The following is a 19,643-nucleotide window of genomic DNA, read 5'->3' on the forward strand; positions in this document are numbered from 1 at the left end:
GTTCAAGAGCTTGTCTAAACTTGGCTCTGGTCTTTATCCTTGCGTTGCAATATTTTTGCTGGGTTACCCACCACCGTGACATTGGCGGGAACTGAGCGGGTGACCACTGCGCCAGCGCCAACCATTGCGTTTTCCCCGATAGTTATCCCTGGAAGAATAGTGCAGTTGGCTCCCAGCGAGGCTCCTTTGCCTATTACGGTTCTATCGAAGCTTTCAGGATAGACCTTGCTTCTTGGAAAGCGGTCATTAGTGAATGTGGCGTTGGGTCCAATGAATACGTCGTCTCCGATGGAAACGCCATCCCAAAGTTGAACACCGCATTTGATTGTCACCCGATCTCCTACGACGACGTCATTCTCGATGAAGACATGGTCGCAAATATTGCAGTCCTCACCGATTTTTGCTCCGGGTAGCAAGTGAGTAAAGGCCCAAACCCGAGTGCCTTTACCTATCTGGGATGTTTCGCATAAAGCGTGTGAATGCACGAAGTAATCTTTGTGATCGCTCATTATTATCCGTTCCATTGGATGGCTGAAGCGCCACCCTTGTGTTGGCCTGTTTCGTAGACTGTTGGCTTATAAGCCATTGATCCTGCGCCTGAAATAAAATAACCGCTCAATTTTTTCTGTGCTACAGGCAGAAGCTAAATAGTTTTCTGGCTGTCGATAAACACAGGAGTAGGGCCATTTCAGCGTATTTCTCAGCTCGAGGTGGGGGGACGAACCTGAACCTTGATGTGTTTTTGTCATCACCGCTTCACTTGCGTGGGATGCGGCTGGCATATCGGAATTTCGAGTGAGGCCTGAGGCTTAACAAATACTCATCGTTATTACATTTTTTGCAACGCTCGCTTTTTTGACAGGCTCCCATCATCGCCTAAGTTTGGAATGCAGCCTCGCAAAGCTGCTTTCTTTTGGCGATATCAAGGAGCTTCATTTTATGCGTAAAGGATATTTCTACCCTCTGATTTTTGCTCTCCTGGCCAATGCCTCAATCGCAGCAAACGCGACCGCGGCGGGTAAGCCTGAGGTGGCAACGCCTCCCGTGGCGCAAAGCTCCCAGCCTTCGCAGGACAGCAAGGTACGTCTAAACGAGGCAGATGCCGCGACGCTTCAGCGCGAGCTGACCGGGATAGGCAAGGCGAAGGCTGAGGCGATTGTTGCATATCGTGAGAGTAATGGAGCTTTTTCGTCGGTAGACGAGTTACTGGAGGTCAAGGGAATTGGCAAGGCAATCCTGGACAAGAATAGAGATAAACTGGAAGTGAATTGAGCTGAGGCAAAAGGAAAAGGCCAGTCGAATTGGACTGGCCTTTTCCGTTTATTTTATAGAGGTCTGCTCGAGTCGGCTCATGGAGCGGATTGCCCACTGCTGGCGATGGTTGGCAATTCAAAACTGAAGCATGACGTTGAACTTGACCTGACTGTTCATATCCCGTTGGCGTAGCAGGCTGATAGCATCATCGGCTGCTTGCTCACAGGCAATCAAGGAGCCTTGCCATGTACAAAGACTACCCCGCCGCTTATCAGGTAAGTAAAGGTTCCGCGCTGCAGGTGGACAAGCCCTTTTACGACCGAATCCGATCCCGACAGGACCAGCGTACGCTGATCGAGCAGTTCGAGGTCCCCATCCGCACCGGCCGAGCTTGGCACGTACCCGCCGGTCATGTGTTCCGCGTCACGACCCCGGTGGGCCCGCAGGTGGGGGACTTCAACGTCTGGAACGTCCACGACCCACGGGAGCGCCTGTGGGCGGCGCGCACGCGCCAGCTTCAGGGCGCCCACGTCAGCACCCATGATCGGTTGTGGTCGAACCTGCCATTCCTGCGACCGCTGGTGACCATCACCGATGACAGCCTGGCCGGCTATGGCATCGATGAGCATGGCGGACGATTGCACGATCTGCTGGGTACGCGCTGTGATCCATATGTGAACAAGATGCTGACCGGCGAGGATTTCCATCATCACTGTCACTCGAACCTGACCCGTGCGGTGTTGCCCCACGGCCTGACAGAGTTCGATGTGCACGATGTACTGAATATTTTCCAGTGCACCGGGCTCAACCATGACGACATGTACTTCATGAAGGCCTGTCCGGCGCAGAAGGGTGATTACCTGGAATTCTTTGCCGAGATCGATCTGTTGTGTGCATTGTCCACCTGTCCGGGGGGTGACCTGTCGCTGGCCATGTGGGGGCCGGATGCGCAGGATCCTCTCAGCGTCTGTCGTCCGCTGGGTGTGGAGATCTATCGGTTGGAGGATTCATTGCTGGAAGGCTGGAGCCAGCCTGAACGGGCGGCATACAAAGGGATGCATGGCTTGCACATCGCCAAGGCGGATTGGGAGAAGTAGCGCCATCGGCGCGGCGCGGCCCGGAGCTTGCGTGGCGAGGGAGCTTGCTCCCGCTGGGCTGTGCAGCAGCCCCAACAGTCACGACTCAATCGCCCGGCACACCGAGCCAGTAGCTTTGAGGGCCGCTTCGCGCCCCAGCGGGAGCAAGCTCCCTCGCCACGAGATCGGTGTGTGAGGCCGCGGTTAACGGTCCTTGGCTTCTTTCGCATCCATTTCCGCATTGCGCTCGGCAACACGCTTGCGCTGTTCGTCCGTCAATTCGACCTTGTTGGCGGTGTCGCGCAGCATCATCAGACCACCAACGATCGAGCCGATTGCAACAATCAGAATCAACCAGGCATACCAGGGCATAGGACTCTCCTTGAGGGTGCGAGGGACGGACGAGCATTTCGCCGATCCATCGCACCTACCACTTATGAGCGAAGGTTGTTCGCAGTGGTTCAATACTACGCCCGTTCGGCTGGCTTCACCTCAAAGCCCGGTCAGCATCGCATCGGCGGGCGCGTCCGCGCGCAGTTGTGCGGTGAGGATGAAGTAGACGAAGCCTACCGCCATGAAGCCGAGGAAGATCAGCCCGATCAGCGCGTTGAACCAGGCCATGGCCACCAGGCACACCACCGCCAGCAACAGGGCGATCCCCGGCACGATCGGATAACCCGGTGCGTGGAAAGTACGTTCCAGGTTGGGTTCGGTTTTACGTAGCTTGAACAGGCTGAGCATGCTCATGATGTACATGACGATGGCACCGAATACGGCCATGGTGATCATTGCCGCGGTCAGGGTCATGCCGCCGAGGTTGATCAGACCGTCGCTGTAGATCGCGGCAATGCCGATCAGTCCACCGGCGATGATCGCCCGGTGCGGGGTCTGGAAGCGTGACAGTTTGGCCAGGGAGGCGGGCAGGTAGCCGGCGCGGGCCAGGGCGAAGAACTGCCGCGAGTAGCCCAGGATGATCCCGTGGAAGCTCGCCACCAGGCCGAACAGGCCGATCCAGACCAGCATGTGCAGCCAGCCGGAGCTTTCGCCGACCACGGTTTTCATGGCTTGGGGCAGGGGATCGTTGATGTTCGACAGGGTGCGCCAATCGCCGACGCCGCCGGCAAAGAACATTACACCCATCGCCAGGAACACCAGGGTCAGGATGCCGCTGATGTAGGCCTTGGGGATCGTGCGTTTCGGGTCCTTGGCTTCTTCGGCGGCCATGGCCGCACCTTCGATGGCCAGGAAGAACCAGATGGCGAAGGGGATCGCAGCGAACATCCCGGCAATGGCCGGTGCGCCGAGTACATCGGAACCGGCCCAGCCGTTCAGGGCGAAGCTGCTGAAACTGAACGCCGGGGCCACGACGCCCATGAACACCAGCAATTCGGCCACCGCCAGGACGCAGACAATCAGCTCGAATGTCGCCGCCAATTTGACCCCGAGGATGTTCAGGCCCATGAACACGATATAGGCGCCGACCGCTGCGTGTTTCGGGTCCAGCGCCGGGAACTGCACGTTCAGGTAGGCGCCGATGGCCAGGGCAATGGCCGGCGGCGCGAAGACGAATTCGATCAGCGTCGCCAGCCCGGCAATCAATCCGCCTTTCTCGCCGAAGGCGCGACGGCTGTAGGCAAACGGCCCGCCGGCATGAGGGATGGCGGTGGTCAGTTCGGTGAAACTGAAAATGAAGCAGGTGTACATGGCCGCCACCATGAAGGACGTCACCAGGAAACCCAGCGTCCCGGCCACGCCCCAGCCATAGCTCCAGCCGAAATACTCGCCGGAAATCACCAGGCCGACGGCAATGCCCCATAAATGCAGGGTGCCCAGGGTGGGTTTTAGTTGTGTGTTCATCGGTGGCTCCCCTCGATCCATAGCAAAAGCGCTGGGGAGGGGCAGTGCAGTGGGCGTGCCAGTGTGGTGGGAGCGGTCGTAATAGGTGAAATCGTGTCGTATCGGGGATGTTCGCTGCCGGATGGCCTGGTTTTGTGCCCCAGTTCGGAGCGTCGGCGCCTGTCCGGGCCTCATCGCGAGCAAGCTCACTCCCACAGGGTGGACACAGATTCTGTATTCACAACAGATCAAAATGTGGGAGCGAGCTTGCTCGCGATAGGGCCAGCCCAGCCAACCAACCCCTCACTTTTTACACTTTCTTTATCCCCCAAGCCCTCTCTCGATCTCGTTCCTTTACAGCCTCCCTGCCGACAATCACTCCACACACGGCACGACGCCGTACCACGGAGAAATCCCATGAGTGTTCTGGACGGGGTGTCGCTGCTGCTGGCAGTGGCGCTGTTCATCTATCTGCTGGTTGCGCTGTTGCGCGCCGATCGGAACTAGGAGCGGCTATGCACGGTTATGACTACGGGCTGATCCTCGCCTTTTTCGCCCTGGTGCTGATTCCGGCACCGTTTCTGGGGCGTTTTTACTATCGGGTGATGGAAGGCCAGCGCACCTGGCTTTCCCCGATCCTCGGCCCGGTGGAGCGCGGTTGCTATCGCCTGGCCGGTGTCGATTCCAAGGCTGAGCAAAGCTGGCAGAAATACACCCTGGCCATGCTCGCGTTCAACCTGGCGGGTTTTGTGTTGCTGTTTGCGGTTCTGCTGCTGCAGGGCCATCTGCCCCTCAATACCGAGCAACTGCCCGGCATGGAGTGGACCCAGGCCTTCAACACAGCCGTGAGTTTCATGACCAACACCAACTGGCAGTCCTACAGCGGTGAAGCGTCCCTGAGCTATCTGAGCCAGATGGTCGGCCTGACCGTGCAGAACTTTGTCAGCGCCGCCACCGGCCTGGCCGTGCTGGTGGCGCTGTGTCGCGGGATCGGGCGCAAGTCCGCCACGACGCTGGGTAATTTCTGGGTCGACATGACCCGCGCCACCCTCTACGGGTTGTTGCCGCTGTGCCTGCTGCTGGCGTTGTTCCTAGTCTGGCAGGGTGTGCCGCAGACCTTCGCGCACTATGTGCACGGGGTCACGATGCAGGGCGTCGACCAAGTCATCCCGCTGGGGCCGGCCGCCAGCCAGATCGCGATCAAGCAACTGGGTACCAACGGCGGCGGTTTCTTCGGCGTCAACTCGGCCCACCCGTTCGAAAACCCGACGGCCTGGAGCAATCTGTTTGAGCTCGCGTCGATCATCCTGATTCCCGCCGCGCTGGTGTTCACCTTCGGTCATTACGTCAAGGACCTGCGTCAGAGCCGCGCGATCATCGCCTGCATGCTGGCGCTGTTCCTGATCGGTGGCGCGACGTCGCTGTGGGCCGAATACCAGCCCAACCCGGCCCTGAACAATCCTGCCGTCGAACAGACCGCGCCGCTGGAAGGCAAGGAGACGCGCTTCGGCACCACCGCCACGGTGCTGTGGTCGGTGACGACCACGGCAGCGTCCAACGGCTCGGTCAACGCCATGCATGACAGTCTCAACCCGCTCAGTGGCATGGTGGCGCTGGTGAACATGATGGTCGGCGAGGTGATCTTCGGCGGCGTCGGGGCCGGGCTCTACGGGATGCTGTTGAACGTGTTGATCGCCGTGTTCCTGGCCGGCTTGATGATCGGTCGCACCCCGGAATACCTGGGCAAGAAGCTGGGCGCCCGAGAGGTACAACTGTTGGTGGCGACCCTGCTGGTGATGCCCGTCAGCGTGCTGGTGCTGGGTGCCGTCGCCGCGAGCGTGCCCGGGCCTGCCGCAGCGGTGAGCAACCCGGGTGCCCACGGGTTCAGCCAGTTGTTGTACGCCTACACCTCGGCGGGAGCGAACAACGGTTCGGCATTCGGCGGGTTCGGTGCCAACACACCTTTCCACAACCTGATGCTGGGCCTGGGCATGTTGATCGGCCGGTTCGGCTACATCTTGCCGGTGCTGGCATTGGCTGGCAGCCTGGCCTTGAAGAAAACCGCGCCGATTGGCCAGAACAGCTTTCCCACCCATGGCCCGCTGTTCGTGACCTTGTTGACCGTGACCATCCTGCTGGTGGGCGGCTTGACCTTCCTGCCGACCCTGGCGCTGGGGCCGATTGCCGAACACCTGAGCATGGGCTTCTGAGGATCTGATGATGAATATGCCGATGAGCAAAACCGTCGCCGCCAAGGCGCCGGAACAACCGAAGACCCACCTGTCGGCCCTCTGGCGGCCAGCGTTGGTGCAAGCCTTCGTCAAGCTCGACCCTCGCCAGTTGCACCGTGCCCCGGTGATGCTGGTGGTGGAACTGACCGCGATCCTCACCACTGTGTTGTGCTTCATTCCCGACACTACGGTGCCGACGTTCGTCGCCGCGCAGATTGCGCTGTGGCTGTGGTTCACCGTGCTGTTCGCCAACTTTGCCGAAGCCTTGGCCGAAGGGCGCGGCAAGGCCCGGGCCGACAGCCTCAAGGCCGGCAGCGAAGGCCTCAACGCCCGTCGCCAGACTGCCAGCGGGTTTGAAACAGTCCCCGCCACTCGTCTGCGCAAAGGCGATGTGGTGCGCGTCGAGGCCGGCGACATGATCCCCGGCGACGGAGAGGTGATTGACGGCATCGCCGCGGTCAACGAGGCGGCGATCACCGGCGAATCGGCGCCGGTCATCCGCGAGTCCGGCGGCGATCGCTCGGCTGTCACCGGCAATACGCGGCTGGTCTCTGACTGGCTGCTGATACGCATCACCAGCAATCCCGGCGAGTCCACCCTGGACCGCATGATCGCTTTGGTGGAAGGCGCCAAGCGCCAGAAAACGCCGAACGAGGTGGCGCTGGATATCCTGCTGATCGGCCTGACGCTGATCTTCCTGTTGGTGGTGGTGACGCTGCAACCGTTCGCCCATTTCGCCAACGCCAGCCTGCCGCTGGTGTTTCTGGTGGCGCTGCTGGTCACCTTGATTCCCACCACCATCGGCGGGCTGCTGTCGGCCATCGGCATCGCCGGGATGGATCGGTTGGTGCGCCTGAACGTGATCGCCAAATCCGGCCGTGCGGTCGAGGCGGCGGGAGACGTGCATGTTTTGATGCTGGACAAGACCGGCACCATTACCTTTGGCAATCGGCGTTGTACGGCGGTCTATGCCGCCCCAGGTGTGAGTGCCAAGGAGCTGGCCGAAGGCGCGCTGTTCGCCTCGTTGGCTGACGACACGGCCGAGGGCAAGTCCATCGTCGAGTACCTGCGAGGTTTGCACCCACAGCCCGAGCCGGGCGTCGACGCACTGACGGCCGTGCCGTTCAGTGCCGAAACCCGTCTGTCCGGGGTCGACTATCAGGGGCGCATCTATCGTAAGGGCGCCGTGGATTCCTTGCTGGATTTCATCGGCCTTGCACGCAATGAATTGCCGCCGGCCCTGGCGCGGGAGGTCGACAAGATCGCCCAGAGCGGCGGTACGCCGTTGCTGGTGTGCGCGGACGGCAAGCTGCTCGGCGCTATCCATCTCAAGGACGTGGTCAAGCCCGGCATCCGTGAGCGTTTTGCCGAGCTGCGCAAGCTGGGGATTCGCACGGTGATGGTCACCGGCGACAACCCGCTGACTGCCGCCGCGATTGCCGCCGAGGCCGGTGTCGACGACGTGTTGGCGGAGGCCACGCCGGAGAAAAAGCTGGCACGTATCCGTCACGAGCAAAATGACGGTCGGCTGGTGGCCATGTGCGGCGACGGCGCGAACGACGCCCCGGCCCTGGCCCAGGCTGATGTCGGCATGGCGATGAACGACGGCACCCAGGCCGCGCGGGAAGCGGCCAACATGGTCGACCTCGACAGCGACCCGACCAAATTGCTGGACGTCGTGCAGATCGGCAAGGAGCTGTTGGTGACCCGTGGGGCGCTGACCACCTTTTCCATCGCCAACGACATCGCCAAGTACTTCGCCATCCTGCCGGCACTGTTCGCGTCGATTTATCCACAGCTCGGCGTGCTGAACGTGATGCACCTGAGCAGCCCGCAGAGCGCGATTTTGTCGGCCATTGTCTTCAACGCCCTGATCATCGTCGTGCTCATTCCTCTGGCCCTGCGCGGCGTGCGCGTGCAAGCGGCAAGCGCGGCGGCGCTGTTGCGGCGCAATCTGTTGATCTATGGCCTGGGCGGGATCGTGGTGCCGTTCGTGGGGATCAAGGCGATCGATATGTTGCTGACGGCGTTGCACCTGGTTTGAGCCTGATGTTCGGTGCACAGATTTTTTGTGCCAGGAGAGGTTTTGTGGCGAGGGAGCTTGCTCCCGCTGGGTTGCGAAGCAACCCCCAGGAAATTGACTCCAACCAGCCTGACACACAGCTGGGGCTGGTTTTGGGTCTGCTTCGCAGCCCAGCGGGAGCAAGCTCCCTCGCCACGATGAATTTTTTGATTCGAGGATTTTGAAATGTCCACTCTGATTCGCCCGGCCTTGAGCCTGTTATTGCTGATGAGCCTGATCACCGGTGTCGCCTACCCACTGGTGGTCACCGGCGTGGCGCAAGTCGCCTTTCCCGCCCAAGCCAACGGCAGCCTGATCGTCGATGCCGCCGGCAAGGTCCGAGGCTCAATGCTGATCGCCCAGGACTTCACCGGCGATGCCTGGTTTCATCCACGGCCATCGGCCGGTGCCTTCGCCACGGTCGCCAGCGGTGCCAGTAATTTCTCCCCGAGCAATCCGGCCCTGGCCACACGGGTGATCGATGACGCCCGCAAACTTCAGGTTCCGGGTCAGGGCCCGGTGCCGCTGGCATTGCTGACCACCTCCGGCAGCGGACTGGATCCGCACTTGCCTCCGGCGGCAATTGCCTATCAACTGGCGCGTGTCGCCGCCGCGCGCAACCTGCCGGCCTCGACCTTGCAGCAATTGCTCGACGACAACATCGAGCAACCCCTGGTGGGCCCACCGGTGGTGAATGTGCTGGCGCTGAACCTGGCCCTGGAAAAACTGTAGAACCTGTGGGAGCGAGCTTGCTCGCGATGAGGGTGTATCAGTCTCCCTCAATGTTGGCTGACCTACCGCTATCGCGAGCAAGCTCGCTCCCACGGGATGGCTGAACCCATTCGAAACAAGAGAATTCCCAGCATGAGCGACTCCGGCCGCGCCGACGCACTGTTAGCCAATCTGCCCCGTAACGGCCGTGGTCGGCTCAAGGTCTTCCTGGGCGCGGCCCCGGGTGTCGGCAAGACCTACGCCATGCTGCAAGCGGCTCACACCCAACTGCGCCAAGGCGTGACGGTCATCGCCGGGGTGGTGGAAACTCACGGTCGTGCCGAAACCGAAGCGCTGCTCGGCGGCCTGGCGCAGCAGCCGTTGGTGCGCTCGGAATATCGTGGCGTGATGCTCGAGGAAATGGATCTCGACGGCTTGCTCGCCGCTCGGCCGCACCTGGTCCTGGTGGACGAACTGGCCCACAGCAACGCCCCCGGCAGCCGCCATGCCAAGCGTTGGCAGGACATTCAGGAACTGCTCGCGGCGGGCATCGACGTCTACACCACGGTCAATGTCCAGCATCTGGAAAGCCTCAACGACCAAGTGCGCGGCATCACTGGCGTGCAGGTGCGTGAGACGCTACCGGACTGGGTCCTGCAGGAGGCCGATGAACTGCTGCTGATCGACCTGCCACCCCGTGAGCTGCTGGAGCGTCTGCGCGATGGCAAGGTCTACGTGCCGGAACAGGCCCGGGCGGCGATCGATGCGTTTTTCTCCCAGACCAACCTGACCGCGTTGCGTGAGCTGGCGATGCAGACCGCCGCCGCCCAGGTCGACAATGACCTGGCCCTGGGCTATCGACAACTGGGCCAGGCCGCGCCGGCGGTGCGCGGACGCTTGCTGGTGGGGGTGGACGGGGATGTGCAGGCTGAACGCCTGGTGCGCCATGCCAGCCGCGTCGCCCAGCGTCGGCATTTGCCGTGGAGCCTGGTGCACGTGGACAACGGCAGCGCCCGTGACGAGGCCTCGCGCCAGCGCCTGCAGAATGCCCAGCAACTGGCTGAACGCCTCGGCGGCGAAGTGGTGCTGCTGCGGGCCGGTGAAGTGGCCAGGACGCTGATCCAGCACGCCAGCGAACGTCGCGCCACGCTGGTGCTGGTGGGCCAGTCCCGGCCGCGCCTGCGCCGACGGCTGTTTGGCGGCGGCCTCGCTTCGCGCCTGCTGCGCGGTGCCCGGGGCCTGGAAATCAACGTGTTGGACAGCGATGAGCAACCGCGTCCCGCCCGCGTGCACTCAGGCGCCGTCCAGACCAGGTTCGATTATGTGCTGGCGTTGCTGGCGACCGTAGTGGCCAGCGCATTGGCCTGGGGAATCTCGGGATTGCTGGCGTTGCCCAATATCTCCCTGGTGTTCCTGATGGCGGTGTTGCTGGTGGCCGTACGCAGCAGCCTTGGCCCGGCGTTGGCCTGCGCGGCGCTGTCGTTCCTGGCCTATGATTTCCTGTTCATCCCGCCGAATTTTTCCCTGACCATCCAGCGCGAAGAAGACGTGCTGACGCTGGTGTTTTTCCTGCTCATGGCGGCCCTGACCGGCAACCTGGCCGCTCGCCAGCGCCGCCAGTTGCAGGCCTTGCGCGACACCCAACAGGAAACCGGCGAACTGCTGGACCTGTCCCGCAAACTCACTGCCGCCACCGACCGCCAGGCCGTGATCAGCGCCGCTGCGCAGCACCTCAACGGTTGGCACGACTTGCAGCTATGCCTGCTCAACCGCGACAGCCAGGGCGGTTGGAAGGTCGAAAGCGGTGAGCCGTTGACCCTCACCGAGGCCGAGCGCGCGGCGGCCGATTGGTCCTGGCAGCACGATCAGTCGGCCGGCGCCGGCACCGGGACACTGCCCTCCGGGCGCTGGTGGTGGTGGCCGTTGTCGGCGGAGGGCGGGCCGCTGGCCTTGCTGGGGGCCTGCCCGAAAGAAGACCAGCCCCTGAGTGGTCAGCGTCGCCGTTTGCTGGCGGCCCTCAGTCAGCCATTGGCCCAGGCGCTGGCTCGGGCGCAACTGGCCCAGGACCTGGAGGCGGCGCGTTTGCACGGCGAAACCGAGCAACTGCGCAGCGCTTTGCTGGCGTCCGTGTCCCACGATCTGCGCACACCGCTGACCGCCATGCGCGGCAGCATCGACAGCCTGTTGGCGCTGGGGGAGGCGATCCCGCTGGCCGATCGTCGCGAGCTGCTCGAAGGCACCCGCGATGAAGCCGAGCGGTTGGATCGCTACATCCAGAACTTGCTGGACATGACTCGTCTCGGCCACGGCGCCCTGAAACTGGCGCGGGACTGGGTGGCGCCGGCCGACATCGTTGGCAGTGCGCTGAATCGCCTGCGAGCGGTGTTGGCGCCCCTGGCGCTCACGGTCGAGGTACCCGCTGAATTGCCCTTGCTCTATGTTCACGCCGCGTTGATCGAGCAGGCCCTGGTGAACGTGCTGGAGAACGCGACGCGGTTCTCGCCAGCCCAAGGACGCCTGCTGCTGTGTGCCGGGGCGACCGCCAATGAGGTGTTTTTTGCCGTGGCCGATGAAGGCCCCGGGATTCCTGAAGAGGAGCGGGAGAAAATCTTCGATATGTTCTACACCGCCGCGCGCGGTGATCGGGGCGGGCAGGGCACAGGGTTGGGATTGGCGATCTGCCAGGGCATGGTCGGTGCCCACGGCGGGCGAATCAGCGTGGCCGATGGCCTCGACGGACGCGGCACCTGCATCACGTTGCACTTGCCGTTGCAGGCGCAACCGGGCATGGACGATGAAGCTTGAGCCTGGCTGAGATACTCTCTTGTCACTTGCGTGCCTTTCCACTGGATTGCAACGAACGAACCCCATGAGCCAGACCGCGACCCTTTTGGTCATCGATGACGAACCGCAGATCCGCAAATTCTTGCGCATCAGCTTGAGCTCCCAAGGCTACAAGGTGCTGGAAGCCGGCACCGGCGCCGAAGGGCTTGCCCAAGCGGCGCTGAACAAGCCCGATCTGCTGGTGCTCGACCTGGGCCTGCCGGACATGGACGGCCAACAGGTGCTGCGCGAGTTTCGCCAATGGTCGACGGTGCCGGTGCTCGTGCTCTCGGTGCGGGCCAGCGAGGCGCAGAAAGTCGAGGCGTTGGACAACGGTGCCAACGATTACGTGACCAAGCCGTTCGGCATCCAGGAATTCCTCGCCCGCATCCGCGCCTTGTTGCGCCAGGCCCCGGCCGGCGAGCCACAGGAAGCCGCGCTGAAGTTCGGCCCGCTGACGGTGGACCTGGCCTATCGACGGGTGCTGCTGGACGGCACCGAAGTGGCCCTGACCCGCAAGGAATACGCCGTCCTGGCGCAACTGGCGCGGCACCCGGGGCGGGTCATCACCCAGCAACAATTGCTCAAGGACATCTGGGGCCCGACCCACACCGAAGACAGTCACTACCTGCGGATCGTGGTCGGTCACCTGCGCCAGAAGCTGGCCGACGACCCGACCCGGCCGCGGTTCATCGTGACCGAGGCGGGGGTGGGGTATCGGTTGTTGGGGGAAGGTGGGCTTTAGTTCTGCGTTGTCCGGGCTGCCGCCATCGCGAGCAAGCTCGCTCCCACAGGGTGTCCACCACAGATTCAGTGTGGGAGCGAGCTTGCTCGCGATGAGGCCCCCACAGCCAGCGCAAATGCCTAGTTCTGTTCACGCTCATAGCGATCCAGGGTATCGCTGGCAATCTCCCGCCCCAGAGCGATCAACTCTGGCGCCTTGTAGAACTCGAAGAACCGGCACACCCGTTTCGGCACGTTGATCAGCACATCCGGCGGGTAACCGGCGATCTTGTACTGGGCCAGCGAGGTCTGCATCACTTCGAAGCTCTGGTTGATCAGGTCCAGCAATGAAGCCGGGCCGACGTTATCGATGATGAATGAGCCGGTGGCGGATTTCGGTGCGCCTTCGTTCTCTGGCGCGGCAGCCGGTTGTTGGCCCTCGGGCTCGGCCGAGTCGATCCACGGGTTGATCTCGGCGGCCTCGGCCTTCAAGGCTTCCTGCTCCAGCAGCAACAACTGCTCGGCCTGCTTGCGGCGAAACGGCAGGCGCGAACCCAGGGAGCTGACCAGGGTGTCGAAGCGGCGCCTGAACGCGGCGGGACGCGGGATCACCGGTAATCGGTACTGTTTCTGGTTGGTGGCGTTGAGGTTGACCGCGATGATCAAGTCGCAGTGGCTCGACACCACCGGCACGATCGGCAACGGATTGAGCAGGCCGCCATCCACCAGCATGCGATTGCCTTGCATCACGGGTGTGAACAGGCTGGGAATCGCCGCTGAGGCGCGCATGGCCTGGTGCAGGCAGCCTTCCTGGAACCAGATTTCCTGCTGGTTGGTCAGGTCGGTCGCGACGGCGGTGTAGGGGATGCGCAACTCTTCAATGTTGAGTTCGCCGACGATCTTGCGGATCTGCCCAAAGACCTTCTCGCCGCGGATCGCCCCCAGGCGAAAACTGACGTCCACCAGGCGCAGGACATCCAGGTAATCCAGGCTTTCGATCCAGTTGCGGTACTCCTCGAGCTTGCCCGCCGCATAGATCCCACCCACGACAGCCCCCATGGAACAACCGGCGATGCAGGCAATGTCGTAGCCACGTCGTTCGATTTCTTCGATCACCCCGATATGGGCATAGCCCCGGGCGCCACCCGAGCCCAATACCAATGCGACACGTTTTGTCATGACCCGGCCTCTTGTCGAACAGACTTCAACAATGCACTCATCGACGGCTCGGCTCAATCGTTGTGGCGCAGACGTCGTTTTTTGACACGCTGCGACGGCATTTGCGTATGCTCGGCCACACTTGAATTTACGCGGTCAAGCAAGGCACTTTTCGCCGTTGCCACCGTCTTAACAGCACGACTGTTGACCTGACCTGAGGTGTTATTGATGAAAGCCCGGATCCGCCTGCCCTTGGTGGCATCTTTGATGATTTTGGCCCTGGCCGGTTGCGCAGGTAAAACCGCTTACCGCGACAGTTGTGGCAGCCAGCTCGACAGCGCCTGGCGTGAACTGGACCTGGCCAAGGCCGAAGGCTTTGCCGGCACCGTCAGCTACTCCAAGGCCTTGTCCCTGCTGACGGGCGCCAAGACCCAGCAGCAATTCGAAGCGTTCGAAGGCTGCTCCAAGAAAGCCGAGAAGGCACGTTTCTACATTCGCGAATCCCGCGCGGGACGATAAAGGCCGCCGCAAGCTACAAGCGGCAAGAGGGCGATACCCACTGCTTCCACTTGCAGCTTGCAGCCCAAAGATGCGTACGGAGTACGTTCCATGATCGATCGGCTGGTGGCCCGCATATTGGGCCTGGAAGTCCGCCTGTTGGCCTGTCAGGCCCGCTTGAATGCCCACACCGACAGCGAAGCGCTGCATGACCTGCGGACCACGGTGCGCCGTTTGCGCAGCCTGCTTCGTCCGCTGCGTGGGTTGCCCGGCGTCGAACAACTGGAAACGGCGGCTTCGGCGGTGGGCACCCTGACCACGCCGCTGCGCGACCGGGAAGTGTTGGCGGCTTACCTTGAACAACATGGCCTGGCCGAGGCGGCGCGGCGACGCCAGATACAAATGGCCGATGCCTATCCCGCCGTGGCCGCGAGTGTTGAACTGGCCCAGTTGCTGATGATGCTCGATGCCTTCCCGCGCTTCGTTCGCGCCGCCCAGCGTGAGGGGCTGCTGAAGGGCTTGCGCAAACGCATCGAAAAGCGCTTGGACAAACAGTGGAAGAAACTCGGCGAAGCCCTGCGTGATCCAGCTCATGACCGCCACCGGTTGCGCCTGCTGATCAAGCGCGTGCGCTACGCCATCGAAGCTTATCCTGAGCTCGACCGCCTGCCCGAAGCCGCCATGCCACGGCTCAAGTCCGCCCAGGGCGTGCTGGGCGACTGGCACGATTGCTGGCAATGGCTGGCCAGGGCCAAGGAAGAAACCGATCTGCAAGCTTGCGTGCCCACCTGGCACGCCACGATGGAAAAGGCCGAGGCCAAGTCCGACAAGGTGCTCGACAAGCTGATTGCGAGTTGCTTCGAAAAATCCTGAAGTCACCCCATTTCCCCTTGTGGGAGCGAGCTTGCTCGCGATGGCGGTGGGTCAGTTTGCATACAGGTTGACTGATACGCCGCCATCGCGAGCAAGCTCGCTCCCACAGTGGTTGGGTGGATTCAGGAATCCTCGGCTTTTCTGTCAGCCTCTTTGGCCGGAATGAGCCCTGTGCCGCCTGCCTGGGCTGGTTAAGATGCCGTCATCTCCTTTTCCCCTGTTTTCGAGGTCGTCATGCGCTTTTCCGAGTTGATCGATGCCGTGCGCCGGCAGCCAGGTGCGGTGACCATCGCGCCAGAGTGGGGCCAGGGCCGGGCCAGTTTTGGCGGGTTGGTGGCGGCGCTGCAGTATGAGGCGATGCGTGCCCAAGTGCCGGCGGATCGCCCGGTGCGTTCCCTGGCGATTACTTTTGTCGGCCCGGTCGAGCCCGACGTGCCGGTCAGTTTCGAAGTCGACGTGTTGCGAGAAGGCAAGGCGGTAAGCCAAGTGTTGGGGCGTGCGGTGCAGAACGGTCAGGTGGTGACCGTGGTGCAAGGCAGCTTTGGTGCCTCGCGCTCGTCCGTGGTGGCGGTGCAGGCCGATCCCGCGCCGGAATTCAAGAGCGTGGAGCAATGCCAGGAGCTGCCTTACGTCAAGGGCATGACCCCGGAGTTCATGCGGCACCTGGCGATGCGCTGGAGCGTAGGCGGCGTGCCATTCAGCGGCAATAAATCCCGGAGCATGGGCGGCTGGGTGCGCTTGCGCGGCGATGTGCAGGAGGAGCCGCTGAACGAAAGCCATATCCTGGCCCTGGTGGACGCCTGGCCCCCGGCGTTGTTGCCTCACCTCTCGCAAATGGCCCCGGGCAGCACGCTCACGTGGACCATTGAGTTCGTCCAGCCGCTGCTGGACCTCACGACACTGGACTGGTGCAAATACCTGGCCGAGATCGAACATGCCCAGGACGGCTACGGCCATATTGCCGCGAAGTTCTGGAGCGCCGATGGCCGCTTGATCGCCCTGAGCCGGCAGACGGTAACGATCTTTGGGTAAGGCCGCTTCGGTTAAGGTTTACGGTTGTGACGGTGGCGATCACGCCAGGCGCGCCACCAGCCACCGCTGAGAAAGAACCGCGGAAAAGTCAGGAACTGCTCCACCAACAGGCGTGACACGGCATCCTTGCGATCGCTGAACGGCTCGGAGGCCTGGGCCTCCAGGCTGTGTCCGTGACGCTGCAGGCCGAGTGCCGCGAGCAGGCCGATGACGCCGATGGCGATGTCCCCCAGGCTCAAGCTGAACACGCCGGTCACAATCAGCAGAAACGCGATGATGAACAGCGGCACGGCAATCAGGTGCAACACCAGGTTGGTGGGGTGGCGATGATTGTCGGGGTAGGCGCGCCATTGCCAGGCTGGAAGATTGGGGTGACGTTTGCCCATGATGCTATTCCTCGATTCGTGTGCACTCATGCTTGAAGAATAGGTGCCGCCCAGGGCGCCTGCGAATCGAGGTTGGTTATCGGGGCGATAGAGTTTCAAAGGTTACATTTGAGTTGACTGTACTGGCCTCTTCGCGAGCAAGCTCGCTCCCACATTGGATCGAGTTGGACGCAAAAGTTTGTGAACCCGACAGACCCCATGTGGGAGCGAGCTTGCTCGCGAAGGCGTCCTCAAAGCTTGAGCTGCCCAATCGCCTTGCTCAACTCGCCTGCCAATGTCGCCAGTTCATCGCTGGTGGTGGCTGAATCGACGGTCTGGCGCACGGTGTTTTCGGTCACGTCGCGAATGCTCACCACCGCCCGGTTCATTTCCTCGGCGACGTGGCTTTGCTGCTCGGCCGCGACCGCGATCTGGGTGTTGCTCTCGCGCATTTGGGCCACCGCTGCGGTGATCTGTGCCAGCGCGTCGCCGGCCTCGCGGGCCTGTTGCACGCAATCGTCGGCCTTGAGCGAACTCTCCTGCATGAAGTCCACCGCGTCCCGGGTGCCGGCTTGCAGGGCCGAAACCATGGTGGTGATTTCATCCGTGGAGGCCTGTACCCGCTTGGCCAGGTTGCGCACCTCGTCGGCCACCACGGCAAAACCTCGGCCCATTTCCCCGGCCCGCGCCGCTTCGATGGCCGCGTTCAGGGCCAGCAGATTGGTTTGTTCGGCGATGCTGTGGATCACATTGACCACGCCGTTGATCTTCTGACTGTCTTCGGCCAGGCGCTGGATCATTTCGGCAGTCTGCTGCACCCCAGACGACAATCCGGTGATCGACAGTTGCACCCGACCGACCACTTCGTGACCGTTGCCGGCCAGGGTGTCGGCGGTTTTCGACAGGTCGCGGGTGGCGCCGGCGTGCTGGGCGATGTGATAAACCGTGGCGGACATTTCGTTGATCGCTGTGGCTGCCTGATCGGTTTCGCTTTGCTGGCCGAGCATGCCGTGGCGAACATCGTTCATGCTCGACGCCAGGCGCGCCGCGCCACTGTCCAGCTGCCGGGCAGTGCTGGCGACGGTGTCAACCACCCGTTGATAACCGGCCTGCATGGCGTTGAACGCCGCCGCCATCTGGCCCACTTCGTCCTTGCAGGCCAGAGGCACGCGGGCGGACAGGTCACCGGTTTTTTCCACATGCAGCATCACGTCTTTGAGCGTGTTGAGCTGGCTGAGCAAAAAGCGGATCAACAGCTGCGACGCGCCCAACATTGCCAGCATCAACACGAACACGGCCATGGCGTATTGGCTGAAGCGTTCACCGAACACTTGGCTCAGGCTTACACCTCGGGCCAACACCGCGAGTGCCTGTCCGTCATCTCGACGGATCACTTGGGCACCCAGCAACGGATCGTCGCCAAGCAGCGGCCCGGCATCGAGTTCGACCCAGCCATCGGCCTGAGCCAGCGAAGGCAACGGTCGTTCGTTGAACACCGGGACCTGGTCGCGCCGGAATGCCAAGAGATCCTCGGCCCTGGGCAAGGGTTGCCCGGCAGGCCAGGCCTTGAGCACCTGTGCTTGGGCCTGGGCGTTCGCCTGGGCTGCGTGGTTGCGCGCCTGCTGTTCGAGGTGCACCGCGTAGAGCACCAGCAGCAGGGTGGTGATAAAGGCGACCGCATTGACCGCCCAGAATTTGTATTTCAACGAGATATTGCTAAGCCAGGCACCCATGGAAGGTTTTCTCTGATAGCGGAAACAGCATTGGCAAGGTGCCATTATTCTGCCGCTATTCAGGTGTCGGGATTTTGATGTGGGTCAACAGACAACAGAGTCCCAGGGTTTTGATGTGGGCCAACAGACAACGAAGTCCTCTTGTGGGAGTGAGCTTGCTCGCGATAGCGGTGTGTCAGTCAGCCAATGTGCAGGCCGATACGCCGCTATCGCGAGCAAACTCGCTCCCACAGGGATTTGCAGGGTTCAGGAGATCGTGGGCAACCCAAAGAACGCCCGGGCGCAGGCGCTGCTGTGGGCTGCCAGGTCTTCCTCGGTTTCGCCCCGGTGCAAGGCCACTTCGCGCAGGACTTCCGTCAGGTAGGCCGGCTCGTTGCGCCCGTTCTTGGGTTTGGGCCGCAGCGTGCGGGGCAGCAGGTAGGGCGCGTCGCTTTCGAGCATCAGCCGGCCACGGGGTATTTCGCGCACCAACGGGTGCAGGTGCGTGCCGCGGCGTTCGTCGCAGATCCAGCCAGTGATACCAATATGCAGGTCGAGATCGAGGTAGCTGAACAACGCCTTTTTTTCCCCGGTGAAGCAGTGCACCACGGCCGCTGGCAATTGATCGCGAAACTCCCGGAGGATGTCCAGCAAGCGCTGGTCGGCGTCGCGCTCATGCAGGAAGACCGGTAATTGCAACTGGACCGCCAGGGCGAGGTGTTCCTCCAGGACCTTTTCCTGTTGGGGGCGGGGCGAGAAGTCTCGGTTGAAATCCAGCCCGCATTCACCCACCGCGCGCACGCGGCTGTGCATCAGCAGGTCCTTGAGGTGCCGGGCGCTGTCGGCGGTCCACTCGCTGGCGCTGTGGGGGTGAATGCCGGCGGTGGAAAACAGTCGTTCCCCGGTCTCGTCGAGGTGTTGGCACAACTCCAGGGCCTGTTCGCTGCCCTCGATGCTGGTGCCGGTCAAGACCAGTTGGCAGACCCCGGATGCATAGGCGCGCTCAAGCACCGCCTGGTGTTTGTCGGTGAAACTGGGGTTGGTCAGGTTGACGCCGATATCGATGAGTTGCATGGTGCTACCTCGGCCCAAAGGCCGGAAAGCATATCAGAGCTGTAGATTTATAAGAAAAGCCAAGAACTACAATGAGTTGAGGCTGTCTGTTAAGGCCGCGAGACACATAGGGTTGGTATAAAAGCCATCACTGTGCCAGTCTTCCGCACTTTTTCAGCGCCCCAGGCGCTCTGTTTCTGTCGACCCAGCCTCGTTTTTCACGGAGGCGGTCCGCA

The 19,643-nt window shown here is 62.1% G+C and carries 18 protein-coding genes; 11 read left to right on the forward strand and 7 right to left on the reverse strand.

The features are described from left to right. Positions 1-14 precede the first annotated feature (14 nt). A complete protein-coding gene (locus J4E63_RS05920; protein ID WP_207281360.1) occupies positions 15-509 on the reverse strand; it encodes an acyltransferase in 495 nt (164 codons plus the stop codon). A gap of 430 nt (positions 510-939) precedes the next feature. Here J4E63_RS05920 and J4E63_RS05925 point away from each other — a divergent pair, with 430 nt between their 5' ends. Next, on the forward strand, positions 940-1,272 hold the full coding sequence (locus tag J4E63_RS05925; protein WP_207281361.1) for a ComEA family DNA-binding protein: 333 nt from the start codon (positions 940-942) through the stop codon (positions 1,270-1,272). A 227-nt stretch (positions 1,273-1,499) separates the two neighbouring features. Beyond that, positions 1,500-2,351, forward strand: a complete 852-nt coding sequence (locus J4E63_RS05930) for a DUF1989 domain-containing protein (RefSeq protein ID WP_207281362.1) — start codon at positions 1,500-1,502, stop codon at positions 2,349-2,351. 183 nt (positions 2,352-2,534) lie between these two features. Here J4E63_RS05930 and J4E63_RS05935 read toward each other — a convergent pair whose 3' ends face one another. Both J4E63_RS05935 and eat read right to left on the reverse strand, forming a co-directional pair. Then, positions 2,535-2,702 carry a DUF2897 family protein gene (locus J4E63_RS05935; RefSeq protein WP_003183831.1) on the reverse strand — a complete coding sequence of 56 codons (168 nt, stop codon included), beginning with the start codon at positions 2,700-2,702 and terminating at the stop codon, positions 2,535-2,537. Between the two features lie 120 nt (positions 2,703-2,822). Continuing rightward, the gene (eat, locus tag J4E63_RS05940) at positions 2,823-4,187 is read right to left on the reverse strand and encodes an ethanolamine permease (RefSeq protein WP_207281363.1); all 1,365 of its coding nucleotides are present in this window, start codon (positions 4,185-4,187) and stop codon (positions 2,823-2,825) included. A gap of 396 nt (positions 4,188-4,583) precedes the next feature. On the opposite strand from eat, the gene kdpF reads away from it, so the two are divergent. The 6 genes from kdpF to J4E63_RS05970 all read left to right on the forward strand — a co-directional run bounded on the left by kdpF (position 4,584) and on the right by J4E63_RS05970 (position 12,738). Then, positions 4,584-4,673 (forward strand): K(+)-transporting ATPase subunit F, encoded by a 90-nt coding sequence (gene kdpF, locus J4E63_RS05945; RefSeq protein WP_003218754.1) that lies wholly within the window; start codon positions 4,584-4,586, stop codon positions 4,671-4,673. An 8-nt stretch (positions 4,674-4,681) separates the two neighbouring features. Then, positions 4,682-6,376: a potassium-transporting ATPase subunit KdpA gene (gene kdpA, locus J4E63_RS05950; protein WP_207281364.1), complete on the forward strand. Its 1,695-nt coding sequence runs from the start codon at positions 4,682-4,684 to the stop codon at positions 6,374-6,376. Between the two features lie 10 nt (positions 6,377-6,386). Continuing rightward, entirely contained in the window at positions 6,387-8,441 is a 2,055-nt protein-coding gene (gene kdpB, locus J4E63_RS05955) for a potassium-transporting ATPase subunit KdpB (RefSeq protein ID WP_207281365.1), read from the forward strand. 204 nt (positions 8,442-8,645) lie between these two features. After that, entirely contained in the window at positions 8,646-9,191 is a 546-nt protein-coding gene (gene kdpC / locus J4E63_RS05960; RefSeq protein WP_060738566.1) for a potassium-transporting ATPase subunit KdpC, read from the forward strand. Between the two features lie 132 nt (positions 9,192-9,323). After that, positions 9,324-11,975 carry a sensor histidine kinase KdpD gene (locus J4E63_RS05965; protein ID WP_207281366.1) on the forward strand — a complete coding sequence of 884 codons (2,652 nt, stop codon included), beginning with the start codon at positions 9,324-9,326 and terminating at the stop codon, positions 11,973-11,975. Between the two features lie 64 nt (positions 11,976-12,039). Then, positions 12,040-12,738: a response regulator gene (locus J4E63_RS05970; RefSeq protein WP_060738564.1), complete on the forward strand. Its 699-nt coding sequence runs from the start codon at positions 12,040-12,042 to the stop codon at positions 12,736-12,738. A 119-nt stretch (positions 12,739-12,857) separates the two neighbouring features. Here the strand turns inward: J4E63_RS05970 and J4E63_RS05975 are convergent, their stop codons facing one another. Next, on the reverse strand, positions 12,858-13,895 hold the full coding sequence (locus J4E63_RS05975) for a patatin-like phospholipase family protein (RefSeq protein WP_207281367.1): 1,038 nt from the start codon (positions 13,893-13,895) through the stop codon (positions 12,858-12,860). A gap of 207 nt (positions 13,896-14,102) precedes the next feature. Here J4E63_RS05975 and J4E63_RS05980 point away from each other — a divergent pair, with 207 nt between their 5' ends. The 3 genes from J4E63_RS05980 (at position 14,103) to J4E63_RS05990 (ending at position 16,277) form a co-directional block, all read left to right on the forward strand. Beyond that, complete coding sequence (locus tag J4E63_RS05980; RefSeq protein WP_060738562.1) at positions 14,103-14,393, forward strand: hypothetical protein; 291 nt, start codon at positions 14,103-14,105, stop codon at positions 14,391-14,393. Between the two features lie 90 nt (positions 14,394-14,483). Beyond that, the gene (locus J4E63_RS05985) at positions 14,484-15,245 is read left to right on the forward strand and encodes a CHAD domain-containing protein (protein ID WP_207281368.1); all 762 of its coding nucleotides are present in this window, start codon (positions 14,484-14,486) and stop codon (positions 15,243-15,245) included. Positions 15,246-15,479: 234 nt separating this feature from the next. After that, on the forward strand, positions 15,480-16,277 hold the full coding sequence (locus tag J4E63_RS05990; protein ID WP_192259571.1) for an acyl-CoA thioesterase II: 798 nt from the start codon (positions 15,480-15,482) through the stop codon (positions 16,275-16,277). An 11-nt stretch (positions 16,278-16,288) separates the two neighbouring features. Here the strand turns inward: J4E63_RS05990 and J4E63_RS05995 are convergent, their stop codons facing one another. The 3 genes from J4E63_RS05995 to J4E63_RS06005 all read right to left on the reverse strand — a co-directional run bounded on the left by J4E63_RS05995 (position 16,289) and on the right by J4E63_RS06005 (position 19,428). Further along, a complete protein-coding gene (locus J4E63_RS05995) occupies positions 16,289-16,663 on the reverse strand; it encodes a terminase (protein ID WP_092252884.1) in 375 nt (124 codons plus the stop codon). Positions 16,664-16,893: 230 nt separating this feature from the next. Beyond that, on the reverse strand, positions 16,894-18,375 hold the full coding sequence (locus J4E63_RS06000) for a methyl-accepting chemotaxis protein (protein WP_207281369.1): 1,482 nt from the start codon (positions 18,373-18,375) through the stop codon (positions 16,894-16,896). 246 nt (positions 18,376-18,621) lie between these two features. After that, positions 18,622-19,428 carry a TatD family hydrolase gene (locus J4E63_RS06005; RefSeq protein ID WP_192259578.1) on the reverse strand — a complete coding sequence of 269 codons (807 nt, stop codon included), beginning with the start codon at positions 19,426-19,428 and terminating at the stop codon, positions 18,622-18,624. Positions 19,429-19,643 lie beyond the last annotated feature (215 nt).

Origin of the sequence: Pseudomonas sp. FW300-N2F2, assembly GCF_017351655.1 — a bacterium.
Taxonomy (GTDB): domain Bacteria; phylum Pseudomonadota; class Gammaproteobacteria; order Pseudomonadales; family Pseudomonadaceae; genus Aquipseudomonas; species Aquipseudomonas fluorescens_AA.

Excerpts from the sequence above, each read along its gene's own strand:
- J4E63_RS05925 (WP_207281361.1), top strand. The coding sequence starts at position 940 with ATGCGTAAAGGATATTTCTACCCTCTGATTTTTGCTCTCCTGGCCAAT.
- kdpB (WP_207281365.1), top strand. The coding sequence starts at position 6,387 with ATGAATATGCCGATGAGCAAAACCGTCGCCGCCAAGGCGCCGGAACAA.
- J4E63_RS05965 (WP_207281366.1), top strand. The coding sequence starts at position 9,324 with ATGAGCGACTCCGGCCGCGCCGACGCACTGTTAGCCAATCTGCCCCGT.
- kdpF (WP_003218754.1), top strand. The coding sequence starts at position 4,584 with ATGAGTGTTCTGGACGGGGTGTCGCTGCTGCTGGCAGTGGCGCTGTTC.
- J4E63_RS06005 (WP_192259578.1), bottom strand. The coding sequence starts at position 19,428 with ATGCAACTCATCGATATCGGCGTCAACCTGACCAACCCCAGTTTCACC.
- J4E63_RS05930 (WP_207281362.1), top strand. The coding sequence starts at position 1,500 with ATGTACAAAGACTACCCCGCCGCTTATCAGGTAAGTAAAGGTTCCGCG.
- J4E63_RS05985 (WP_207281368.1), top strand. The coding sequence starts at position 14,484 with ATGATCGATCGGCTGGTGGCCCGCATATTGGGCCTGGAAGTCCGCCTG.
- J4E63_RS05980 (WP_060738562.1), top strand. The coding sequence starts at position 14,103 with ATGAAAGCCCGGATCCGCCTGCCCTTGGTGGCATCTTTGATGATTTTG.
- kdpC (WP_060738566.1), top strand. The coding sequence starts at position 8,646 with ATGTCCACTCTGATTCGCCCGGCCTTGAGCCTGTTATTGCTGATGAGC.
- J4E63_RS05935 (WP_003183831.1), bottom strand. The coding sequence starts at position 2,702 with ATGCCCTGGTATGCCTGGTTGATTCTGATTGTTGCAATCGGCTCGATC.
- kdpA (WP_207281364.1), top strand. The coding sequence starts at position 4,682 with ATGCACGGTTATGACTACGGGCTGATCCTCGCCTTTTTCGCCCTGGTG.
- eat (WP_207281363.1), bottom strand. The coding sequence starts at position 4,187 with ATGAACACACAACTAAAACCCACCCTGGGCACCCTGCATTTATGGGGC.
- J4E63_RS05990 (WP_192259571.1), top strand. The coding sequence starts at position 15,480 with ATGCGCTTTTCCGAGTTGATCGATGCCGTGCGCCGGCAGCCAGGTGCG.
- J4E63_RS06000 (WP_207281369.1), bottom strand. The coding sequence starts at position 18,375 with ATGGGTGCCTGGCTTAGCAATATCTCGTTGAAATACAAATTCTGGGCG.
- J4E63_RS05970 (WP_060738564.1), top strand. The coding sequence starts at position 12,040 with ATGAGCCAGACCGCGACCCTTTTGGTCATCGATGACGAACCGCAGATC.
- J4E63_RS05920 (WP_207281360.1), bottom strand. The coding sequence starts at position 509 with ATGAGCGATCACAAAGATTACTTCGTGCATTCACACGCTTTATGCGAA.
- J4E63_RS05995 (WP_092252884.1), bottom strand. The coding sequence starts at position 16,663 with ATGGGCAAACGTCACCCCAATCTTCCAGCCTGGCAATGGCGCGCCTAC.
- J4E63_RS05975 (WP_207281367.1), bottom strand. The coding sequence starts at position 13,895 with ATGACAAAACGTGTCGCATTGGTATTGGGCTCGGGTGGCGCCCGGGGC.